Genomic DNA, 19,999 nt, shown 5'->3' on the forward strand with positions numbered 1-19,999 from the left:
GTCCCATGAAAGCCAGATACATCCGTGAAGCCAAAGCCATCAACCCACTCTATGACGTGCGGGAACATCGACGCGCAAAGGCTGAAGGCCGTGACTACGACGTCGATCAGCTAATCACAATCCCGATCGGATTCGAAGAGGAAGGCCCTCAATGCTGGGCCCATTGTTGCCCCGGTTACAAGGGCGAACCTCCCGTTTGTGAACCTGCTGACGATGAGTGTCGTGCTCGCGTTCAGAAATGGATGGAAGTCGAACGACCAATGCAGCTGGATCGGATTCGTCAGGCCGCCCATCCCGCAAACCTGAAGAAGATGAAGCCGAAGGAACAGCAGCACATCCTGGATCTGTGCCGCGTCTACGGTCTCGAAATGCCATCGGCCAGCGATCCTGTTGTCACACCCAAACCAGAGCCCAGACCGGAGCCAGCGAAGTCGTAAACACCGCAACTGTTTCGGCACCCCTTCGGCACCTTTTCCAAAACCCTGACGAGAGCACATGCCCAACTACCTGAATCGCGACAACAAGAATCAGTTCGCCAAGTCCAAAATCAAGGAATACCCATTGCCGTTTGATCCGGGCACCCTGGTTCGCGTCAAGCAGCAATCGATCTCCCGCATGCACCGCTATTCCGAAGCCTCTCAAGCAGGTGGAACGCGCGCTAAGAAAGAGACGTTCTCTTTGATCGCTGACTCGATTGTCGATGAGACAGATCAACCTGTCTGGGAGTCGGGAGAAGTGGCGCAACTCGCTGAAGCCGACTGCCAGCTGGTGAATGCCCTGATCAAGATGATCGGACATGCCAACGGCGGAACCGAGGACGAGATTGAAGAAATGGTGGGAAACTTCAACGAGACAGAGTAAGGCAGTTCCTGTTCGAACTCTGTCTCTGCGTTGGCGTCATTCACCCTGACGAACTGTTGACTCAACTGACACGCAGGCAGCTGCATGAATGGTTGGCGTTTCACGCAATTTCGCCGATTGGCGAACGCCGGGCGGACACCCGCTCAGCCGTTCAAACCGCCTGGATTCGAAGAGCACTGGTGGAAGACGAAGACCACTCACCAGACACGTTCCGCCCACAACTGTCGATCTACGAAGACTATTCGACAGTCAGTGAGACACCGGAACAGATTGAGGCACGTGAGAGAAGGGAAGCGGATCAGTTTCGATGCTAGGCGACTTGACGATCAAGCTGAATGCTGACACCACCGGTGTAACGGCTCCGATCCAGATGGCCCGGACCGGTCTGGAGGCGATTTCCACAACGGCGGTCAACACGCAGTTCAACCTGGGTGCGGTCTCCCACTCGTTGCACGCCATCAAGACAGCGGCATTTGGTCTACAGGCAGCCAGTCAACAGTTTGGTGTTCTCGGTCGATCTGCTCAGTTTGCCGCTTCGGGAGTGGGCTATGTTTCGTCCACAATTTCTGTTGTCGGTGGACTCGCGTTCAATGCGTCTGTCGGTCTCGGTTTGATGCTCAAACCGCTCTACGGATTGGTCGTGGGCTCGAAGCTGGTCGCCTCCGCATTTGGGTTGATGTTCAAGGCGATCATCTTCCCGTTCAAGATTGCGTTGTCGGTGATGACCCTCTTCGCGAAAGGCTTGTGGACGCTGGCAAAGCCGGTATTCGCCCTCGCGAAGCTCTTCTTCATGGTCAAAGTCGCCATGATTTCGCTCTCGACACAGTTCAAGATTCTCGGAACGCTGATGGGGCTGTTGCCGCCGCAAATGCGTCTGGCGGTTGGTGGACTCGTCGCCTTGGGAGTCGCTGGCCGGGCTGGTTCGACAGCAATGGGATTGATGTCTGCGGCAATGCGTGTTGCGACAATCGCGACGCTGGCATTCACACAACCAGTTGCAGCCGTCAAGTTTGTCCTGATGACGGCTGTCATGGCTGTCGTGAAATTGACCGTTGCGGTTTATGGGTTGGCTCGAGCAATTGTTCGAACAACTTTCGTCACAGCGATCGCGGGAATCAAAGCTTTGGGGGTGGCTGCTGCTTCCGTGGCAACCACAATCGCCACAACGCTGGTTTCCACTTTGGTTGGTCTCGGGAAAATGCTGGGCTTCATCGGGATCATCGCGGCTGGCTGGGGCGTCAAGCTCGCCGCCGATGCCGAACAGGCTCAGATCGGGTTTCAGACGATGCTCAAGTCTGCCGATGCAGCCCGAGCGGTTCTGGGAGAACTCGAACAGTTCGCCGCATCCACTCCGTTCCAGTTGAACGATCTGCGCGACGGATCCAAGCAGCTGCTCAATGCTCAAGTTCCGACAGAGCAGTTGACTGCCAAGCTCCGCATGCTGGGTGACATCGCTGCGGGCACCGGCAAGCCGATTAACGATTTCGTGAGGATCTACGCCAAAGTCAAATCAACCGGAAAGACCTCGCTCGAAACCCTCAATCAGCTCGCAGAACGAGGAGTCCCGATCTACACCGCTCTCCAGAAAGAGCTGGGAGTCAGTCGGACCGAGATGTTGAAGATGATCAGTGCGGGCGAAGTTGGATTCACGGCACTCAATGCCGCTCTCGAATCGACAGCGACCGGAACCGGAGTCTTTGCGGGAGGCATGAAAGCCCAGTCCGAAACGATCTCGGGACTCTGGTCGACACTCAAGGACAATGTCGGTTTTGCCGTTCGCGAACTCGGAATTCAAGTTGCGAATGCGTTCGACTTCAAAGCGATGTTGGCTGGGGGTATCACCTTCTTTCAGGGGATCAAGGCCCGAATCGCCACGCTGGCTCCGGTCTTCACCGCCGTCGCCAACACCATGCGAGCGACATTCGCCGCGTTGTGGGAAGTGGCAAGCGTCACCTTCACAGCGATTGGGGCCGCATTCGGTGTCACTGGTGGAAACCTCATGACAACCATGATGGAAGCTCTGGCGATTGCCAAATGGGTCTTTCAATCATGGCCCGACATCGCCCAACTCGCGTTCACCAAAATGGCTCTCTTCGCGGTTCAGGGATTTGGACACATCACGCATTTCTTTACGGGGGTTCTGCCCAGTCTGTTCAGCTGGTTCCTCGACAACTGGAAAGAGGTCTTCATGACGGCGGCTTCGTTCGTCGGAAGCGTCTTCCAGAACATCGGGAGGAACATCGTTGCGGTGATGCGTTCGATCTGGGACTTCATCGCCAGTGGCGGAAAGGCTCCTCTGGAGATTGCCTGGAAACCCCTCACAGAAGGCTTCAAGAACACGATCAAGGAACTTCCTGATATTCCCCAACGGGCAATCAGCGACCTGGAAAAACAGCTGTCTGCCGATGCACAACGAATCGGGATGAACGTTGCCGGAGATCTTCAGAAAGAGATTGAAGCCAATATGGCGATTCTGGATGCGAGTCGCAAACCTGTCGAAGCGGACTCGTTTCAGGCGGGGCAACTCCCCGATCCCACCGTGGAACAAGAGGAAACGAGTTCCAGTCAGGACGAAGAAAAGCGAATCGGTGTTCTCGAGCGGGGATCGTCGGAAGCGTTCAAGGCGATCTTTGCCGGTCAGGACCGCGCCCAGTTGAACGAAACCAAAACGACAAACAAGAAGCTCGACAAGGTCAAGGACGCCATCGGAAAGTTGCCGAATGCGATCGCCGGAGCGATGGCGGGGACCATGAACTACCAGATGAGGGGACCTGTCTGATATGTCAGTTCTTGGTTTTTACGAGAAGGCTGCACGTCGGGGGCGTCTGGAAAACGGCATCCTGACGGCTCAACGAATCTTCCAACTCAAGACAAGTCTGGGCGACAAGGAGAACATCGCGGTTCAAGACTTCCGCCTGCCCAGCATCGGTTCTCTCCACGATGTCTATTCGGCATGCTGGTGCAACTCGATCGACTGGCAGCAGCAAGGCAACAGTGCTGAGTGGACTGTCACCTGCAACTATTCCAGCGAGCGCGAACTCAACGAAGACCCCACTGCGGAACCTGCGGAGATCACCTGGGATGGTGAGTCTTACACGGAAGTGGTGTTCGTCGATATCAACGGCGATGCGATCGTCAACAGTGCTGGCGATTACTTCGTCGATCCCACACCCACACGTGAAAAAACACATCTGATCGCGAAGATCAAAAAGAACGTCTCAGCCCTGCCCACGTGGGTCTTGAGCTACCGGGATGTCGTGAATTCCGGAGCGATCAACATCGACGGCCTGCCGATCGGGGCCAAGCTCGCCATGATTCGCCGTCCCCTGATCGGACCCTGGCAGGAGCGGAACGACATTCCGTTTCGCGAACTGACGATCGATGTGCACATTCATCCACGCGGTTGGAAGCTGGAACCGATGGACGTCGGGTTTCGCGAAAAGGACGGTTCGGACCGCATCCAGATCAAGGATGGTAATGACGACGAACCGACAACACCGGTCCCGTTGGATGGATCGGGCAACGTGCTCGCCAATCCCACACCCTCAAATGTCGTGTTCCTCGATTTTGAGGTCTGTGATCCTGTCGATTTCACCATCTTACCGGGGATCAGTTCATGAAAGGTGTGATTCTCAGTGTCGAAGCAGCAGACCAGATTCAAAAAGTGGTCCGAGAACAGCTGCGCAGAGAACGCGGCCTGCAACCGAGGCAGGCCCGCTGGCACAAGAAAGGGTCTGGAGGCGGCACCTGCGATGAACTCATTCGGTGGATCCTCGTTGGAAATCCGACATCCGGTTCAATGTCCGTCTCGTGGACCCTTCCAGACGGGTCCGACACGATCCTGATTCCGTACAACTCGACAGCCGGAGCAGTTAAGACGCTCATCGAAGCCCACGACGACTGGTCAGGCTCCTACACCGCGACAGTCACGGGAGGCCCGTTCCCCATCAATTCGATTTCCGTGCGAATCTCCGGTTTCAATCTGAATTCGTACCTTCCGACCGCATCCGCGGGAACCCTTGCCGGTGGTGCTCGATCGGGAGTGCGTCAAGAGATTGCGAGTGGATAAATGGGATGCACAATCACCAGAACGTATTCCCCCGCTCTCATCACGGCGACGAAGCTGCAGAAGAGTGATGGGGATCTTGTGTGGGAAGCGGGGCGAAACACACCCCCGTGGGCAATGTTTCTGGACGGATCAAACGTTGTTCAGGTCTACGGAGCAAGGGCGGGGTTCTGGACACAGCCATCGGGACTCATCACCGATTCCAGCTATTTCTCAAACAGTTCCGGAACTCTGGGTGACACTGTTTCTGCCGACATTGGATCAACACACGTGGTGATGGCAACTCCGAGGCTGGGGGGCGGATTCGGAAACTTTGGGCAGATCACCGCGATCGACCTGTCTGACGGGTCCATCGATCTCGACCTTGGAGAATCATTCAGTTCGTCCGTGTGGTACAACGCGATTTCGCACGCCCCGTCTTCCGACCTGTTTGACATTCTGTTCCCCACACAGATCGACCGCTATTCGATCTCCGGTGGTGGAACGACGGGAACGCAGAAGTTTTCACTCACCGGAAAATCGCAAGACAAACGTCGGAGGATTCTTTCAGATGGAACGCACTACTATCTCGGAATCTTCACGACTCGTGGACGTGTCGCGAAAACGCTGATCTCGGACCTCACAACAGCAAGCACTCTCGATGCAGGCAGTGACTTTTCCAATGACTACCGGATGGGCGATCGGGGCGCCATTGCCGGTGGCTATATCGCCTACGGGGAAGACCCCGGAAGTTATGTGACGGTCGTGTCCACAAGCTCCATGTCCGTGGCGTACCGTGTTGCATTTGCTTCCAACACCATCTTGAGTATGGACACGAAATCCGGGGCAACGGTTGTTTGCTCGGAACAGAATTCGAGTCCGGGAACCATCGATATCACACTTATTGATTCGGGAGGATCGGAAGATTGGACCGTCAGTTACTCTGGCACTGTTTTTGACGACATCTGGCACGATCCGAAACCGTACTTCTCCAGCGATGGCTCTTCGATTTATGTGACGGGCGATTTCACGATCAATGGCGTTTCCGTGCAGGTTCTCAAACTCGATGCGTCCGACGGTTCTCTCGAGTGGTGTTACACGATCGGAAGTGGTGTCAGTGGATCGGGATCAGCCCGGGCCACAAACACACCAACAGACCTCGTTGAAAGTGGATCGTACCTGTACATCAGTTGTCAGAACAACGCCCCGAATTATTTGTAAGTCACCACTCAGGAGCACTCGTCATGGCGAATGAAATCAAGATCAACCTCAACGGCACCGTTCAAAACGGCGTCCTGAAGGACACAATCACTCTCGGTGGGGAAGTCCTTTACGATCAGGCGACGCCCGGTGGGCCGAATCCGGGAAGTGTTTCGGTCGGAACATCCGAGCAAGATATCAGCTTCGCCGGTTTGACCTCCCCTGCGTTTGTGTTTTTGCGAAACACCGACGACACGAACTTCGTCAAATACGGCCCCAAGAACGGCAGCAACGTCATGGAAGAGTTGGGCAGACTTCGCCCCGGCGGCTTCGCATTCCTGGAACTCGCACCAAGTGTCACCCTTCGGATGGTCTCCGACACCGCCGTCTGCCTCGTCCTCGTCCAGGGTTACGAGCTGTAGAAAAACGTCGGAACTTTTCAACAACTACCGACGAAATCGAATCAACCCTGATAACCCTTCAATCCGCGTCGTCGAATTTCGTTGTTCACAGTGTTTCGAGAGCACCCCATTTCTTTCGCGATTTCATGGGCGGGAACCTTGCCTAGCTTCTTCACAATCCGCTTGGGCCATTCGAGCTTGTGAGGAATGTGCGGGGGAATTCCCTGACGTCGACGTTGTGTGTAGACACTCGACCGAGAGCGATTCAACTGCTGTGCAATCGCCTCATCAGTATCGGTGCCCAACAAATCGAGTTCCCAATGCTCCCACTGTTTGTGATTCGGATTTGGCATGTTCTAGATCCTGCTAGAAAAAGAAAAACGCCCGGTATTTTACTACCGGGCGTTGACAAGAATTCATGAATTCTTGTCTGCCCGCCCCCTTGGATTGTTTATCACTGTTGTCGACTACTGCCAACATGTGGACACAACATTTCCGAAAATAATTTCACGAAAAAACCCCACGAGACAGGGCCAGTCTCGCGGGGTGACATCTCTTCCAAAGAAGCGATGCGGGCATCAAGTTGTTTTGCGTCGTCGTGCCGCTCCGATCAGGCCGATCGCCCCCATTCCGAGCAACGCCATTGACGATGGCTCGGGAACTGGCGGAGCCGTGAGTGTCATCGTGTAGGTTCCCGTTCCGCTGATCGGTGAGGTGAATTCCGTTCCGCCGATGTCGATGAAGTAGATCTGATTTAAGATATCAAGTGTTAAGTCGTAGGACGTGTTCCCAAACAGGTTTCCAGAGGTACCGAAGTTCGTGGTCATTGCACTCGGCATATTGAAGATCTCTCGAAGTGGCTGGGCGCCATCTTCACGTTCAATAATCAGAATGGCTTGACCAACCCCACTGGCCTCTTCAGACAATCCGGTACTGGACCATGTCGAAGAAAAATCAATGTCATACTCCCAAGTACCGAATCCAGTCAGTTCGACGTTTATTGTGTGGAAGACTTCCTGCAGGTCCACTCCATTCGGTCGATCGAGAGAGAACGTCGACGAAATCACATAGTCGCGGCCAACTTGTTCAATCGTTGTGGTGATCTCAGCCGAACCGTCACCCACAGAATCACTGTTGACGAGTGGAGTCCCGTCGATATTGGGAGGCGCCAATGTGGTGACCTGTCCAGAATTAACGACAAACGTGGAACTTGCCCCCTGCTGAATCTCCGTGAACGTAATGTCCGCACGACCAACGGAACCCATCGACAGCAACACAGCGAACGCACAGAGTGAGCGAATCATCAGAGACCCTTTTCCAACAGAACGTATTGAACCCTCCCGCAGCGGTAATTCGTATTACTACCACCTGAATCAACGAGGAGCAAACGTTTTTTCGGATTGTGGCGAAGAGCGAAGATCGACCACAAGATCTAGAAACTTTCAGAACACCCTTGCATGTGCTCAAATGTTCAGTAGGCTTTACTTGATCAGAAGAGACTGATTGTTTTCGCAACAGGGATGTTTTGTTGCACTGGAGAAATGGGCGATGATTGCTCACACCACTAAACTGACTAGTCAAATCGACGATCGTTGGGTCACTGCAATTGACCCGCATCTCTGCTTTTCACTCGCACAGCTTCGCGAGTTAGCCGCCGCGTTTCTTGGGTGGCGACGATTACGTTAGTCCGAGACCTGCGAGTTTCTTAAAACCCACTCCCCTTCGGAAACCTCTTCGCCATACCAGTACCAAACGGTCTGGATGTCGAATTCAGGTCGATACGTGAACAGAGTCCATTCTCCGTGACGTTTTCCGGACTCAGAAAGTGGGCCGCGATTGTTCCAGCCATCTCCATTTAGGGAGATGTGAACTGGAACATCTGATCGGTTGATCCATCTGAGAATGTGAACGTCATCGACGTTGTCTGATTCACAATACGTGTCGATTTGCCATCTCCACACGCCGAGTGAGATACCAATCACGAGGCCAATCGATACAGCGATGAGTGCGTACCGCGTTCGTTGAAAGAATGACCACACCATCGCAGCGCATCCGATCGCGAACGCACAGAACTCAAGCAGCCAGAGCAAGAGGCTGGGTGAATATTCCTCGGAGACGCAAAGCACAAAGAACATCATAATGATGGAAATAAAGCAGACCACACCCGGCGTGAGTAGATCGCGAACTGTTTTCAACAGTTCCGTTTTTCGATCAGTCATAATCAAGGCCCTAAGATTTTGGTTTCGTTTTTTGCCCTTCGTTCAGTTGTGCTTCCGCAGCTGCGTTGAGCACGTCTCTGATCCAGTCCGAGAGAAAGTACTTGTTCATCTTCAATCCGTTCTCCCGACAGTAGGCCAAGCGGGCCTTCTTCCAGTCGTTGTGTTCTTTGATGAAACAACGAAAGTTGACAGTCTTGTCGAACGGCTTCTCTTCAGGTTCATCCATTGCCACATCGTACACAGGCGACACACATTGACAACATCATACACGCTGTGTATACAGCAACGTTACATCGTTCCCCACCGGTGCAATCAATCGAATCATCCAAGCTTTCCGCTTGGGCTTTTCCGCAGTTGACTATCGTGGGGATCGTCAACTGCGGATTTTTTATTGGGGGGGGGCGATGATGGACCCAACTCAATGATTGTAGTTGCTGGGACTTGGTACCTCTACAGAGATGATTCACTGAGCTTTGACGATGTTGTTCGCAAACTGGAGGAATGCCATGAGCCCATGACATAGTAATCAGCGCACGAAAAAACCCAGTGTTGGTACCACTGGGTTGAATCGAACGCAAATTATTTCGTGTTGATGGCCAGACGATTGGTACTCGTCTGACCATCGGTGTCAACGATTCATCCTCCGACCGTACAAATAAGGGGGAAATCACGTCAACGGGAAGTCAATCCTATGACGAACGTCAAAGGTATGTCAACGGAAATCGGCAACCAGACACAAAATTCTCCATCACCAGTTCTGCAACTGGGCCAATTATGGCGAAGATGCGAGTTGTTGCAGCAAATGGGGATCGGGGAGAATACGTTGAAGCGGTGGGAAATCGCCGGGCTCCCAGCACTCAAAGCCGGGACAAGGGAGAAGTATTATCTCTCAGATGACGTGATCCAGGTCATGAGGAAGTGTGCGACTGAAGGGGTTCCCAAGCTCGTCCCAGACTACAAAAGGCAACAGGAATGATCCGAGTTCGAGTCTTTCTGCGATCGGGGCGAAAGTTCTATGAATGCCAGTGGGAAGATCCCGCAACTGGACTCAAGAAAACACGATCGACGAAATCGACTCGACTTCGCGACGCTGAACGATTCGCAGCTCGTCTCGAACAAGACCTGAACAATCCCAGCGATGACATCGAACACGTCCGCTGGGACATCTTCCGTCAGGCATACGAAGCTTCCGAGTATCCGGGAAAGTCGATCAAGACGCAGAGAACGACTGCAGCAACGTTCAACCTGGTTGAAAAGGCGCTCTCTCCCGCGCGACCGACAGTTATTGACACTCGCAAGGTCGCCAAGCTCGCCCACTCTATCCGGGCGCGAAAGCGTGGCAATTCGGAATTCACCGTCAAGCGGCATCTAATCGAGCTTCGAAAGATTCTTCGATGGGCTCTCAGGAATCACTACATCCAGCACCTGCCGAACTTCGAGATGCCGAAGAAGCTCAAAGGGGCCAAGTCCCGCGCTGTTACGTCTGAGGAATTCGATCGAATCTTGAAAGTCATTCCAGACGTGATTGGCGAAGACCGGGCGGCATCGTGGGAATTCCTCATCACTGGCCTATGGTGGTCCGGCCTGAGAGTTGACGAAGCAATGTCTTTGCACTGGACCGATCCAAGCAATTTGATGGTCGACCTGTCTGGCAAGTATCCGATGTTTCAGATTCAGGCCCATGCTGAGAAGGGGCGGAAATTCCGACTCCTTCCGATGGCTCCTGAGTTTGCGGGCTTCCTCGAATCGGTCCCAAGGAAGAAACGCAGAGGACTCGTCTTTCGACCACAGGGCAGACACGGAACTGTACCGCTCACAGACTGGGTTTCAAAGACCATCTCAAAGTTCGGCCGAGCGGCAAGGGTCCAAGTCAGTCAACGTGAGGGGTCTGAGAAATGGGCATCTGCTCACGATCTCCGCCGTGCATTCGGAATCCGCTGGTCAAGTCGCGTCGACGCTAAGACGCTCATGGAAATGATGCGTCATGAATCGATCGTGACAACGCAGCAATTCTACCTTCTCCAGCAAGCGGAATTGACCGCAGCTCGGATCGCGGAAGCAATGCCACAAGACGAGGTGGCGGGATTTGCTAACACTTCTACTAACACTTCGGATTCGCTCCGAAAAGCGAAAACCAAGTGAATTCGTTTCACTGCGGTTTTTATACTCTCGAATCAGTACCCCCGGCGGGATTCGAACCCACGACCTTTGGTTTAGGAAACCAACGCTCTATCCTGCTGAGCTACGAGGGCAGGTGTGGAAAGATTACGTTCTCGCTGTCGTGTTGACAACTTTGGGCCGTTCCGATGTGGCTTGGCAGTTGTTTGAGCTTGCATCGTTCGATGGTTGCTGTGTTTGATCGCCCGGGTTCTTGACGATCGCTTCGTCGACTGCTGTGACGAGTCCCGCTTGCTGGGGGGATTCTGAGAAAAGATTCGAAGTTGAACTCCCTGAGTGGGTGTCCAACTTGCCCTCACGTGAACGCATCCGTCAAACTGGTGGGTGCGAAGTCGTCGTACCGAATTGCTGAATTGGTTCCTGAGAGATGTCTGGTTTCGAAGTGGTCTGGATCGGAAGAGTGTGTGAGATGGTCAAGCAGTCCAGAATTGCCGTCTTTGTGGCCCTTGTTGGGGTGATCTGTTTTGAACCGTTGGTTTTCGGTCAGGAATTTTCGAGACCGCCACGTCCGAACATAGTGTTCATTCTGACCGATGATCAGGCTCCCTGGGCGATGGGAACTGCCATTCGAAGAGGATTGTTTGAGGATGTGCCGACGGCAGCGACTCCGAATATGGATCGGCTTGCTGCGGAAGGAGCGATGTTTTCGAATTTCTTCTGTACGACACCTGTCTGCAGTCCTGCCCGAGTTGCGATTGCAACGGGACGCTATGCCAGTGAATTCGGGATCGACGATTTCATTCCGTCTCCGACGCACAAGTTGTTTGACCCCGAACAGCAGCAGTCTCTCGAACCGGAAGCGAGTACGACCTTTGCGGAGGTGTTTCAATCGCAAGGATATCGAACGGGATTGGTTGGCAAGTGGCATCTTGGAGACTGGTCTCTTCCCGGCAATGAACGCTTTCATCCGACTTCGTTCGGGTTCAATGAGTTCACCGGTTTGTTGTCCGGAGGGACGTCTCCTGAGAATCCGGAACTGGAAATTGACGGGCAGGTTCAAACTGTTCCCGGGCTAACAACGGATCTGCTTACCGACCATGCCCTCGATTTTATCGAGCGAGCATGCCTCGCGGGGAAACCGTTCCTGCTCTGTTTTCATACGCGAGCACCACATGGGCGATGGCTTCCCGTTGCGCCTGAGGACTGGTCACCGTATGCGGAACTCGATCCAGCGACGCCGAGCTATCCGGACCTCAATGTCGAGAAAGTCAAGAAAAGCATGCTAGAGTATCTGGCCAGTACGAGTGGAGTGGATCGGAATCTCGGCCGACTTCTCGACGAACTGGATCGGCTTCAGATCAGCAAGAACACGATTGTGGTTTTTTCGTCTGATCATGGTTACAACATGGGCCATAACGGGATTGTCCACAAAGGGAACGGCATCTGGGCGACACGTTCAAAACCTCCGGGAGAGTTTCATCACAAGACGCGAGTAATCTCGGACAAGTATCGTCCGAATCTGTATGATCTTTCTTTGAAGGTTCCGACGATCGTGAGATGGCCGGGGCGTACCAAACCGGGTTCCATGATTGATTACACTGCCACGAGTCTCGATTTCTTTCCGACTCTGCTTGCGATGGCAGACATTCCGATTCCGGCGAATCTGAATTTGCGGGGGCGAGACTTGACGCCCGTTCTTCGAGGCGAACTCTCTCCGTTGTGGAATCAGGATCTGTATGCGGAGTACAACATGATTCACTACGCGGTTGCGACGCTCCGGTGTTATCGGACCCCTGGTTTCAAGTTGATCCGTGACTTCCACAATGAAGGTCGGGATGAGTTCTACGATCTCGTTGAAGATCCTGAAGAATCTGTCAATCTGATTGATGATCCTGATCCGCGAATTCAGAAAACGATTCGCGAATTGCACGAGAAGTTGATAGCCCACATGGAGACGATTAACGATCCACTTTTGGAGACATTGAAACAAACATCAAACAATCCCAACTTCGAGCGTTGACACATCAAACTTTCCTGCTGACACTGGGCGTCCCCCAAACTTCCTCATTGACTCGCCACTCACTCGTCACGGTTTTCGAACAAATCACGGATTGAAGTGATCGAGAATGCTGACATCCCATCGATATTGTTGAGGCTGGTGATGAATCGTTTCAAATGGTTTGGACATCGCGACGGTCGTTGATCAAAGTTTGAAACTTGTGGAGCAGCGGAGTCTTTTCGAAATTGAGTGCCTTCCGGAGGATTGAAGGCTTCGACAAGCTGGAGCAAATACATGGTGCACAAACAGTGGATATCCGTCCTTTCGTGGCTCGCGCTTCTGATGCTGCAACCGTTGGTTATGGTTGGAGCCGATTCTGATTGGAAGTTGCAACCACTTCCGTTCAACAATCCGGGGCTGACTGTGGATCTGGGAGTCGGGCTGTGGGCCGAACCGCTTCCGATGGATTATGACAACGACGGAGATTTGGATCTTGTGGTTTCGTGTCCGGACAAACCATCTCGGGGAATTTACTTCTTTGAGAATCGATCCAACGATCCTTCCGTCGCGATGCCGGTCTTCAAGGCTGGCGTTCTGATCGCTCCGACAGATCGTTACATGATGTTGAGCATGGTCGATGATGAACCGGTTGTGATGCGTCCGGGAGTGATCTTCCGGCGAGATGCAGACTCCGGCAAGTTTGATTTCACTAAGCCCGAGCGAATTGCTGCTCCCAAGAATCCGCATCACCGTCGCGGTATTCGAAGTCGAGGAAACATGTGGCGTTCCGTCGACTACGATGACGATGGTGATCAGGATGTTCTCGTCGGGATCGGAGATTGGACCGAACTGGTCTGGGATCACGCTTACGACAACAACGGAGTCTGGAAAAACGGCCCGCTGCACGGATATGTCTATTTCGTTGAGAATACTGGAACGGATGCGGAGCCGGACTACTCGTCGGAACCAGAGCGTCTCCAAGCGAACGGTGGGGACCTTGATGTCTTTGGTTGGCCATGCCCCAACTTCGCTGACTTTGATGGAGATGGAGATCTTGATCTGATTTGCGGCGAATTTCTGGACGGGTTCACCTATTTCGAGAACATCGGAACACGTTCAGAACCTGTGTATTCCGTCGGCGAGAAGTTGGTTGATTCGTTGGGAGAGGAACTCCGGATGAATCTTCAGATGATCACTCCCAATGCAATTGACTGGGATGCTGACGGTGACTTGGATTTAATTGTTGGTGATGAGGATGGGCGTGTTGCGTTTGTTGAAAATACAGGTGAGCTTCGAGACGGGCGACCGGTTTTCCATGCTCCGAAATACTTTCAACAGGAAGCAGACACTCTGAAGTTCGGCGCGCTGGCGACTCCCTTTATCTACGATTGGGACAGCGACGGCGATGAGGACATTGTCTGCGGCAACACTGCCGGTGAGATTGCACTTTTCGAGAATCTCGGCGATGGCGAGGATGGTCTTCCGAAGTGGGAGGCACCGCGTTTGGTGAATGTCCGCAAATCCAATGGGGACGAAGTTCCGTTTCGAGTCATGGCTGGTCCGAACGGGTCCATTCAGGGACCATGTGAAGCCAAGTGGGGTTACACGACTCTCTCCGTTGCAGACTGGGACGGAGATGGTGACGGTGACATTATCTACAATTCAATTCTCGGTCGTATCGGTCTTTTGATTAACGATTCCGGAACGCTTGTCGAAGAAACGTTCGATACCGGGCTTCGTGAACTTCCGCCTGCCTGGGACTGGAAACAAATTCCATCGAGCACAGCCTTAACTCAGTGGCGAACAACTCCGCTGATCACAGACTTTGATGAAGATGGGACTCTGGATCTCGTCCATCTTGATCAGGAGGGGTACTTGGTTTTGCGACGTGACGCCGGTCCGGCTGAACGCATTTTCGTTGATGAAGATGGTTCCGTACTTCGCCTGAATGCGGGCTCGTGTGGTCGCTCAGGTCGGGTTAAACTGGCTCTGGTCGATTGGGATCAGGATGGGCGAACAGATTTGCTCGTCAATTCTGAAAACGCCACCTGGTACCGCAACTGTGAGACTCGAGGAGACAAGATTGTCCTCAAGAAAATCGGAAACCTGGCCAAGCGAAACGTGTCGGGACACACTTCGAGCCCGACTGTCAGTGACTTCAACAAAGATGGTGTTCCGGATCTGATCGTGGGAAGCGAGAACGGAAGGATCTATCACATTCTGCACGATGACTGTGAGACATTCCCGGAAGATGTTCTAGCTGCGAAGCCGCCTCAAGAAGCGAAGGAAGCCAGAATTCCTGGACTTGTGAAGGAAGAGTTCATCTACGCAGACGCTCCCTTCAAAGAGTGTCATGCTTCGACGATTTGCGAAACGTCGAGAGGTCTGGTTGCAGCATGGTTTGGCGGGACCAAAGAGGGAAGAGATGACGTCGCGATCTGGACAAGCTACCACGATGGCTTGAAGTGGTCGAATCCGACGATGGTCGCTGATGGTGTTCAGCACGATGGTCTGAGATATCCGTGTTGGAATCCCGTGTTGTACCAGCCTCCAGGGGATGCACCGACACTTCTGTTCTTCAAGGTCGGCCCGAATCCGCGTGAATGGTGGGGCGAAATGATGGTCAGCTACGATCGAGGAAGATCATTCGTTGAGCGTCGTCGTCTTCCAGAAGGCATTGACGGACCTGTGCGATGTAAGCCAATTCTTCTCGACGACGGAAAAACACTTCTCTGCGGATCTTCCACTGAATACGACGGGTGGCGAATTCACTTTGAGTCGATACAACTCGAAGATGGACAGCCTTCCGGAACATGGTCGCGCGTCGGACCTATCAACGATGCTTCGAAATATAATGCGATCCAGCCAACGTTCCTTCAACTGCCGGACGGTCAACTGGAGGTTCTTTGCCGCACCAAAGAAGGGGTGATTGTTTCCAGTTCTTCTTCTGATCAAGGCAAGAGCTGGTCGCCACTGGAGCCGATTGATTTACCCAATCCAAACTCCGGGATTGAATCGGTGACCCTTGCGAATGGAAAACACCTGTTGGTCTACAATCCGCTTAGTAGCGGGTCGACAGGCTGGGGGAAGAGGGGAGTGCTGAGTTTGGCCATTTCCGATAACGGGAAGGATTGGACGCCTGTCGCTGATCTCGAGCGAGAAGAGAAGTCGGAGTTCAGCTATCCCGCAGCGATTCAAAGTGCCGACGGAAAAGTTCATATTATCTATACATGGAAGCGTCGCCGACTGAAGTATCTTGTGATTGATCCGAGTGACTTCAAATAGAGCAAGTTGCTCTTGCCTGTGCACTCGCTTGAACTTCTTCAACAGGGAGAAGGCTGAGTTTGCTCGTGCGAGTGAGTGCACACCAAATCAGAAGATGCTCTTGAGTTCACCTCGGAGCAAGAACGTGCTGATCTTCAGGAAGTGAAGAGACCGGCAGAAAACGAGAGCGCGGCAATCCCGCGCTGAGTGAAGTCAGGGAGTTCAACGGTTGCAGTGTTCAATCGTTGAGCTCCCTTTTTCTTTTCGTCAGCGGTACGAGTCTCTCATCAGCGAGCCAGAGCTTCACATCGAATCCAAACGCCGCAAGCGAATCGAATTGGATGAAGCGTGCGGGTTCAACGAAGCGTGCGAGTGGGGCATTCGCGACAGTTGCGTCAATCTGCTTGAACAGGAATTTTCACTCGGTGAGGGAGTTCGCTCTCTCGAAACGCGACGCCTGTTGCTTCTTGATAGAAAATCCGAAGGCGATCGGCATGCGCTTTCGCGCGATCGACGAAGGCTTCCGAAAGTCTTCGCGTTTCTCCTCGAACGTCGAGTTCGACGAGCGTTTCCCACAGCAGGACTCTTGACTGGCTCGCCATCAGCATGGCTTCCAGTTCAACGACTCGACTTAAGTCTGAATACTTGGTCCATTCGCCATTCATTTTGAGCCGTCCCAGTTTTTCCATGACCCAACCTGCCATCTCTTTGGAGACGGGGCGATTTCCTCCCATGTCACTCAACAGGTCGAGCAGCGTCTGCTTCTGATTTTTGACTTCGGAAGCCAATTGTTCCAGGAATCGCGGGAGATCGGGAAGCGTGTCCCCCTCTTTGTTTGAATTCCTGCAGCGAGCGATCAGTTCCAGTTCGGCGGTCATGAGGGCTGCATGGTCACCGAGGTAGATTTTGAGATATTCAATCATCTGCGTGGCTCCTGTAGGAATGGCTTCAATGAGAAAGCGGGTTCAAGAGATCTTCTGCATATCTTATACCGGGACCGATGGGCAGAGGTAGTTCTTTGAGGAGGGAAGACCTTTTCCCGGAAGACTTTCAGGCAGAACACAGACGGGGACTGAGCAGCGAGCCGGTTTGGTGGTCGATTTTCGCTCAATGATCGTTCTTCGAGGATCAGTGCTGTGACTCGATTGTTCGTCGCTGGCGGAGTTGTGTTCAGTCAGAGAGAAGAGTTCCGGCGAATTCAGAGAGAGCGTGCTGATGGTCTAAGTGGACTGTTCAAGCGGCTTCAGTTGTTTTCGTGTTGGAATGACATCCTGAAGTGTCACACTTTTGAGGTATTCCTTCTGGATTCGCTCAGCCTCAGCGAGGACGCCTCTGAGCTTGCAGAATGAGTGAATCCGGCAGCTTTCATCAGATCCGACGCAGCTGAGAAGATGCAGATTGCCTTCGATGTGTTCGATGACGTCACCAATGCGGATCTGCTCTGGAGGAATGGCCAGTTCGATTCCTCCCCCGATTCCGCGCACGCTGCGAATGTACCCAAAGCGGCTGAGCAGATTGACGACCTTTGCCACGTGGTGAGCCGAGATTCCGAAGAGTGTCGCAACATCTGCGGCCTTGGAACGTTGTTCTCGCGTTGCCAGGTACATCAACGTGCGAAGAGCATAGTCGGTTTGGGTTGTGAGCTGCATGGGCTCTCTCTACCGGGCTGTGAGTTGATTTTTCTAGTTCGCTGACGGAACCCGCAGTCTTGGTCGGTGAGCAGCTTTTCCACGGACGTGCTCGTCGATCAATCGTTCGAAGATAGCGTATCAGAATTTTCTGTCGACGTTCTTCGTTTCGAAATCGCAGTTTCAAGTTTTCGCATCACGTCATCGATTTGGTGACCGTTCTGCAAGGCGACGTACCTCAAATACCTTCCACCGCAAGTGACGTCGAATCCAAGTTCTTCAAACACGGGCATTGTTTCGGGATGCTCCAGAATCCAGTCGGGAATGGAGTGATCTTCGTCGCAAACCATTGGCTTGTACTCTTGACCTGTGAGTGGGGGATCAACTAAAAGATGTACAACATGCACGAGTTATACATGTTTGTGGGTCCTGTGCCAACCGGCGGTTTTGTGAGTGGTGCGAAAACAGCCAGTGGTCAGGGCTCTGGCGTCCATCTGATTTCTCAGTTCCGGAGATGAGTTGTTATGAAAAACGTGATGCTTCCTGCGGTAGCTATGTTAGCCCTCGCTTTCGTTCTGTTCATCGGTTTACCAATGGGGACTACTGCGAATCTTCAGGCGGAAGAGGCCAAAGCGAGCAAAGAAAGTTCGCAGAGTGTTGAGGGAGTTGATCAAGCTGCGGTGAAACGTGCTCGGCAGAAAGTCGGGGAACTGGACAACATTTTTAAGCAGACAATCGTTCTGATTACCGACAAGTATGTTCATGGTGATGATGACTTCGCAGCTGGCAGTGCTGCGGTTTTGTTGTTTAAGAACATCTCAGATTCAGGAGAGACGAAAATTCGTCTCATCGATGCCACCGGCGATCCCTATGAACCTGAGAACGTTGCGAAGGACTCCTTCGAAAAGTCCGGGATCAAAAAACTGAAAAAAGGGGCCCAACAGCATGAACAAGTCGTCGTGAAGGATGACTCCTCCTATCTGCGAGTCATGACTCCTGTGCCTGTTGTGATGGAGAAGTGTGTGATGTGTCACGCGCACTATGCCGACGTCGCTGAAGGAGCACCGATCGGTGCAATTAGCTATACGTTTCCTATTGAATAGTTAAACCGTAATTCATTCGTGAAATGGATCTTGATAGGCACCGGATTCGGTCTATTGAGAATCATGCTTCGGTGATTTTGGACAAGCGAGCAAGTGAGCAGGTGCGATGGCGATTGAAAAGTTCTGTTGGGCAAGAACGATCTCGTTGTTTGCACTTGCTCACTTCTGTCTTGCTCAGCAGTGCGATCCGATGATTGCATCAAGTGCTCAAGCGGAAGATGTCGAACCGGCAAAGTCGGCAATTACTCACAAGGAAAGTGTTCACGAAGAAAATGTTGCCCACGCGAGGCGTCTTGCTTCGATTCTCTTTGAGTCAGTTCATGGCTCGCTGCAGGTGATGCACAGAGACCTTTTCCGGGAAGACGAAAGCTTGAGTATCCCGTCACGGTCCCTGGAGGATGTTTTCAGCGTCTTGAATCGAAAATACAACGTGGAATTGCGCTGGCTCGCTGTCGACACACCAGCAATGAATATCGATCACGAACCGTCCAGTGAATTTGAGAAGCAAGTGGTTCGTCATCTTCGGACTCAGGAAACGAGCTTCGAATCCATTGAGGGAAATCGTTTTCACTATGCCGGAAGAATCCGATTGTCGACTACGTGCCTGGGTTGCCATGTTCCTCGGCGATCGGACAATGATGATCGTTTCGCGGGGCTATTGATGACGTTCGATTTGCAGCGTGATGCAGAGAATGATGCAAGTGGAGAAGAAGAGTGAACGCTTATTCCCAACTCATTGATGATTACCTGCAAGGCTCGAAAACTCTGCGTCAGGCTGTGGAAGGAATGACGGCCAGTCAGCTCGACGCAACTCCGGTCAAAGGAACGTGGTCGTCACGTCAGGTTGTCTGTCACATCGCCGATTTTGATACGGTCTATGTCGATAGGATGAAGCGAGTGATCGCCGAAGACCGTCCGCCGCTACGTGGTGGCGATCCAGATGAGTTCGCTGCCCGACTCGCCTATCAGGAACGTGACGTTGAAGTGGATTGGCACTTCTGGATCTCAGAGGCTATCCGGAAACTGAGGTTTTTTGAAAGTCTGGTTTTGTTCACACTTTGCGGTTCATCAACGCAAAGGAGTGCACGGTGTCCGAGGCGATTCGAAAAGCGTACCCAAGTGACCTGACTGACCTTCAGTGGGAGATGATCGAAATGATTC

Annotated in this window: 21 protein-coding genes and 1 tRNA gene; 15 read left to right on the plus strand and 7 right to left on the minus strand. The window is 52.8% G+C overall.

All coding sequences use genetic code 11. The features are described 5' to 3' along the window. Positions 1-5 precede the first annotated feature (5 nt). Genes KOR42_RS02885 through KOR42_RS02920 form a run of 8 tightly spaced genes read left to right on the plus strand, consistent with a single transcriptional unit; the run spans position 6 to position 6,528 of the window. Positions 6-437 (plus strand): hypothetical protein, encoded by a 432-nt coding sequence (locus KOR42_RS02885; protein WP_146507110.1) that lies wholly within the window; start codon positions 6-8, stop codon positions 435-437. 58 nt (positions 438-495) lie between these two features. After that, entirely contained in the window at positions 496-861 is a 366-nt protein-coding gene (locus KOR42_RS02890; protein ID WP_146507111.1) for a hypothetical protein, read from the plus strand. A gap of 56 nt (positions 862-917) precedes the next feature. Further along, positions 918-1,175, plus strand: coding sequence for a phage tail assembly protein T (locus tag KOR42_RS02895; protein ID WP_146507112.1), 258 nt, complete (start codon positions 918-920; stop codon positions 1,173-1,175). Continuing rightward, positions 1,169-3,640 (plus strand): tape measure protein, encoded by a 2,472-nt coding sequence (locus KOR42_RS02900; protein WP_146507113.1) that lies wholly within the window; start codon positions 1,169-1,171, stop codon positions 3,638-3,640. The genes KOR42_RS02895 and KOR42_RS02900 overlap by 7 nt, the downstream gene beginning before the upstream one ends. Position 3,641: 1 nt before the next feature. Continuing rightward, positions 3,642-4,481: a hypothetical protein gene (locus KOR42_RS02905; RefSeq protein ID WP_146507114.1), complete on the plus strand. Its 840-nt coding sequence runs from the start codon at positions 3,642-3,644 to the stop codon at positions 4,479-4,481. Then, entirely contained in the window at positions 4,478-4,930 is a 453-nt protein-coding gene (locus KOR42_RS02910; protein WP_146507115.1) for a hypothetical protein, read from the plus strand. Before KOR42_RS02905 ends, KOR42_RS02910 begins: the two co-directional genes overlap by 4 nt. Beyond that, entirely contained in the window at positions 4,931-6,127 is a 1,197-nt protein-coding gene (locus tag KOR42_RS02915; RefSeq protein WP_146507116.1) for a hypothetical protein, read from the plus strand. 23 nt (positions 6,128-6,150) lie between these two features. Continuing rightward, a complete protein-coding gene (locus KOR42_RS02920; protein ID WP_146507117.1) occupies positions 6,151-6,528 on the plus strand; it encodes a hypothetical protein in 378 nt (125 codons plus the stop codon). Positions 6,529-6,569: 41 nt separating this feature from the next. Here the strand turns inward: KOR42_RS02920 and KOR42_RS02925 are convergent, their stop codons facing one another. The 4 genes from KOR42_RS02925 to KOR42_RS02940 all read right to left on the minus strand — a co-directional run bounded on the left by KOR42_RS02925 (position 6,570) and on the right by KOR42_RS02940 (position 8,952). Then, a complete protein-coding gene (locus KOR42_RS02925) occupies positions 6,570-6,860 on the minus strand; it encodes a helix-turn-helix domain-containing protein (RefSeq protein ID WP_146507118.1) in 291 nt (96 codons plus the stop codon). Positions 6,861-7,085: 225 nt separating this feature from the next. Further along, positions 7,086-7,811 carry a PEP-CTERM sorting domain-containing protein gene (locus tag KOR42_RS02930; protein ID WP_146507119.1) on the minus strand — a complete coding sequence of 242 codons (726 nt, stop codon included), beginning with the start codon at positions 7,809-7,811 and terminating at the stop codon, positions 7,086-7,088. 378 nt (positions 7,812-8,189) lie between these two features. Further along, a complete protein-coding gene (locus KOR42_RS02935; protein WP_146507120.1) occupies positions 8,190-8,726 on the minus strand; it encodes a hypothetical protein in 537 nt (178 codons plus the stop codon). 10 nt (positions 8,727-8,736) lie between these two features. Beyond that, positions 8,737-8,952, minus strand: coding sequence for a hypothetical protein (locus KOR42_RS02940; protein ID WP_146507121.1), 216 nt, complete (start codon positions 8,950-8,952; stop codon positions 8,737-8,739). A gap of 465 nt (positions 8,953-9,417) precedes the next feature. Between KOR42_RS02940 and KOR42_RS02945 the strand changes: the two genes are divergently transcribed. After that, positions 9,418-9,702 (plus strand): hypothetical protein, encoded by a 285-nt coding sequence (locus tag KOR42_RS02945; RefSeq protein WP_146507122.1) that lies wholly within the window; start codon positions 9,418-9,420, stop codon positions 9,700-9,702. Beyond that, positions 9,699-10,868, plus strand: coding sequence for a tyrosine-type recombinase/integrase (locus tag KOR42_RS02950; RefSeq protein ID WP_146507123.1), 1,170 nt, complete (start codon positions 9,699-9,701; stop codon positions 10,866-10,868). Before KOR42_RS02945 ends, KOR42_RS02950 begins: the two co-directional genes overlap by 4 nt. 36 nt (positions 10,869-10,904) lie before the next feature. Here the strand turns inward: KOR42_RS02950 and KOR42_RS02955 are convergent. Further along, positions 10,905-10,978 (minus strand) — tRNA-Arg (locus KOR42_RS02955). Positions 10,979-11,313: 335 nt separating this feature from the next. Between KOR42_RS02955 and KOR42_RS02960 the strand changes: the two genes are divergently transcribed. After that, complete coding sequence (locus tag KOR42_RS02960) at positions 11,314-12,864, plus strand: sulfatase family protein (protein WP_197440805.1); 1,551 nt, start codon at positions 11,314-11,316, stop codon at positions 12,862-12,864. A 273-nt stretch (positions 12,865-13,137) separates the two neighbouring features. Further along, entirely contained in the window at positions 13,138-16,128 is a 2,991-nt protein-coding gene (locus KOR42_RS02965; protein ID WP_231740606.1) for an exo-alpha-sialidase, read from the plus strand. A gap of 374 nt (positions 16,129-16,502) precedes the next feature. Here KOR42_RS02965 and KOR42_RS02970 read toward each other — a convergent pair whose 3' ends face one another. Continuing rightward, the gene (locus KOR42_RS02970; RefSeq protein WP_146507125.1) at positions 16,503-17,030 is read right to left on the minus strand and encodes a hypothetical protein; all 528 of its coding nucleotides are present in this window, start codon (positions 17,028-17,030) and stop codon (positions 16,503-16,505) included. A gap of 297 nt (positions 17,031-17,327) precedes the next feature. Then, entirely contained in the window at positions 17,328-17,756 is a 429-nt protein-coding gene (locus tag KOR42_RS02975; RefSeq protein ID WP_146507126.1) for an RrF2 family transcriptional regulator, read from the minus strand. Between the two features lie 503 nt (positions 17,757-18,259). Here KOR42_RS02975 and KOR42_RS02980 point away from each other — a divergent pair. The 3 genes from KOR42_RS02980 to KOR42_RS02990 all read left to right on the plus strand — a co-directional run bounded on the left by KOR42_RS02980 (position 18,260) and on the right by KOR42_RS02990 (position 19,966). Continuing rightward, the gene (locus KOR42_RS02980; RefSeq protein WP_146507127.1) at positions 18,260-18,838 is read left to right on the plus strand and encodes a c-type heme family protein; all 579 of its coding nucleotides are present in this window, start codon (positions 18,260-18,262) and stop codon (positions 18,836-18,838) included. A 106-nt stretch (positions 18,839-18,944) separates the two neighbouring features. Then, positions 18,945-19,556, plus strand: coding sequence for a c-type heme family protein (locus tag KOR42_RS02985; protein WP_146507128.1), 612 nt, complete (start codon positions 18,945-18,947; stop codon positions 19,554-19,556). Next, positions 19,553-19,966: a DinB family protein gene (locus tag KOR42_RS02990; RefSeq protein ID WP_261342039.1), complete on the plus strand. Its 414-nt coding sequence runs from the start codon at positions 19,553-19,555 to the stop codon at positions 19,964-19,966. Before KOR42_RS02985 ends, KOR42_RS02990 begins: the two co-directional genes overlap by 4 nt. Positions 19,967-19,999 lie beyond the last annotated feature (33 nt).

This window comes from Thalassoglobus neptunius, from assembly GCF_007859735.1.
GTDB lineage: Bacteria > Planctomycetota > Planctomycetia > Planctomycetales > Planctomycetaceae > Thalassoglobus > Thalassoglobus neptunius.

Coding starts and splice junctions, on each gene's coding strand:
- KOR42_RS02885 (WP_146507110.1), top strand. CDS start 6: ATGAAAGCCAGATACATCCGTGAAGCCAAAGCCATCAACCCACTCTAT.
- KOR42_RS02890 (WP_146507111.1), top strand. CDS start 496: ATGCCCAACTACCTGAATCGCGACAACAAGAATCAGTTCGCCAAGTCC.
- KOR42_RS02900 (WP_146507113.1), top strand. CDS start 1,169: ATGCTAGGCGACTTGACGATCAAGCTGAATGCTGACACCACCGGTGTA.
- KOR42_RS02905 (WP_146507114.1), top strand. CDS start 3,642: ATGTCAGTTCTTGGTTTTTACGAGAAGGCTGCACGTCGGGGGCGTCTG.
- KOR42_RS02910 (WP_146507115.1), top strand. CDS start 4,478: ATGAAAGGTGTGATTCTCAGTGTCGAAGCAGCAGACCAGATTCAAAAA.
- KOR42_RS02915 (WP_146507116.1), top strand. CDS start 4,931: ATGGGATGCACAATCACCAGAACGTATTCCCCCGCTCTCATCACGGCG.
- KOR42_RS02920 (WP_146507117.1), top strand. CDS start 6,151: ATGGCGAATGAAATCAAGATCAACCTCAACGGCACCGTTCAAAACGGC.
- KOR42_RS02925 (WP_146507118.1), bottom strand. CDS start 6,860: ATGCCAAATCCGAATCACAAACAGTGGGAGCATTGGGAACTCGATTTG.
- KOR42_RS02930 (WP_146507119.1), bottom strand. CDS start 7,811: ATGATTCGCTCACTCTGTGCGTTCGCTGTGTTGCTGTCGATGGGTTCC.
- KOR42_RS02935 (WP_146507120.1), bottom strand. CDS start 8,726: ATGACTGATCGAAAAACGGAACTGTTGAAAACAGTTCGCGATCTACTC.
- KOR42_RS02940 (WP_146507121.1), bottom strand. CDS start 8,952: ATGGATGAACCTGAAGAGAAGCCGTTCGACAAGACTGTCAACTTTCGT.
- KOR42_RS02945 (WP_146507122.1), top strand. CDS start 9,418: ATGACGAACGTCAAAGGTATGTCAACGGAAATCGGCAACCAGACACAA.
- KOR42_RS02950 (WP_146507123.1), top strand. CDS start 9,699: ATGATCCGAGTTCGAGTCTTTCTGCGATCGGGGCGAAAGTTCTATGAA.
- KOR42_RS02960 (WP_197440805.1), top strand. CDS start 11,314: ATGGTCAAGCAGTCCAGAATTGCCGTCTTTGTGGCCCTTGTTGGGGTG.
- KOR42_RS02965 (WP_231740606.1), top strand. CDS start 13,138: ATGGTGCACAAACAGTGGATATCCGTCCTTTCGTGGCTCGCGCTTCTG.
- KOR42_RS02970 (WP_146507125.1), bottom strand. CDS start 17,030: ATGATTGAATATCTCAAAATCTACCTCGGTGACCATGCAGCCCTCATG.
- KOR42_RS02975 (WP_146507126.1), bottom strand. CDS start 17,756: ATGCAGCTCACAACCCAAACCGACTATGCTCTTCGCACGTTGATGTAC.
- KOR42_RS02980 (WP_146507127.1), top strand. CDS start 18,260: ATGAAAAACGTGATGCTTCCTGCGGTAGCTATGTTAGCCCTCGCTTTC.
- KOR42_RS02985 (WP_146507128.1), top strand. CDS start 18,945: ATGGCGATTGAAAAGTTCTGTTGGGCAAGAACGATCTCGTTGTTTGCA.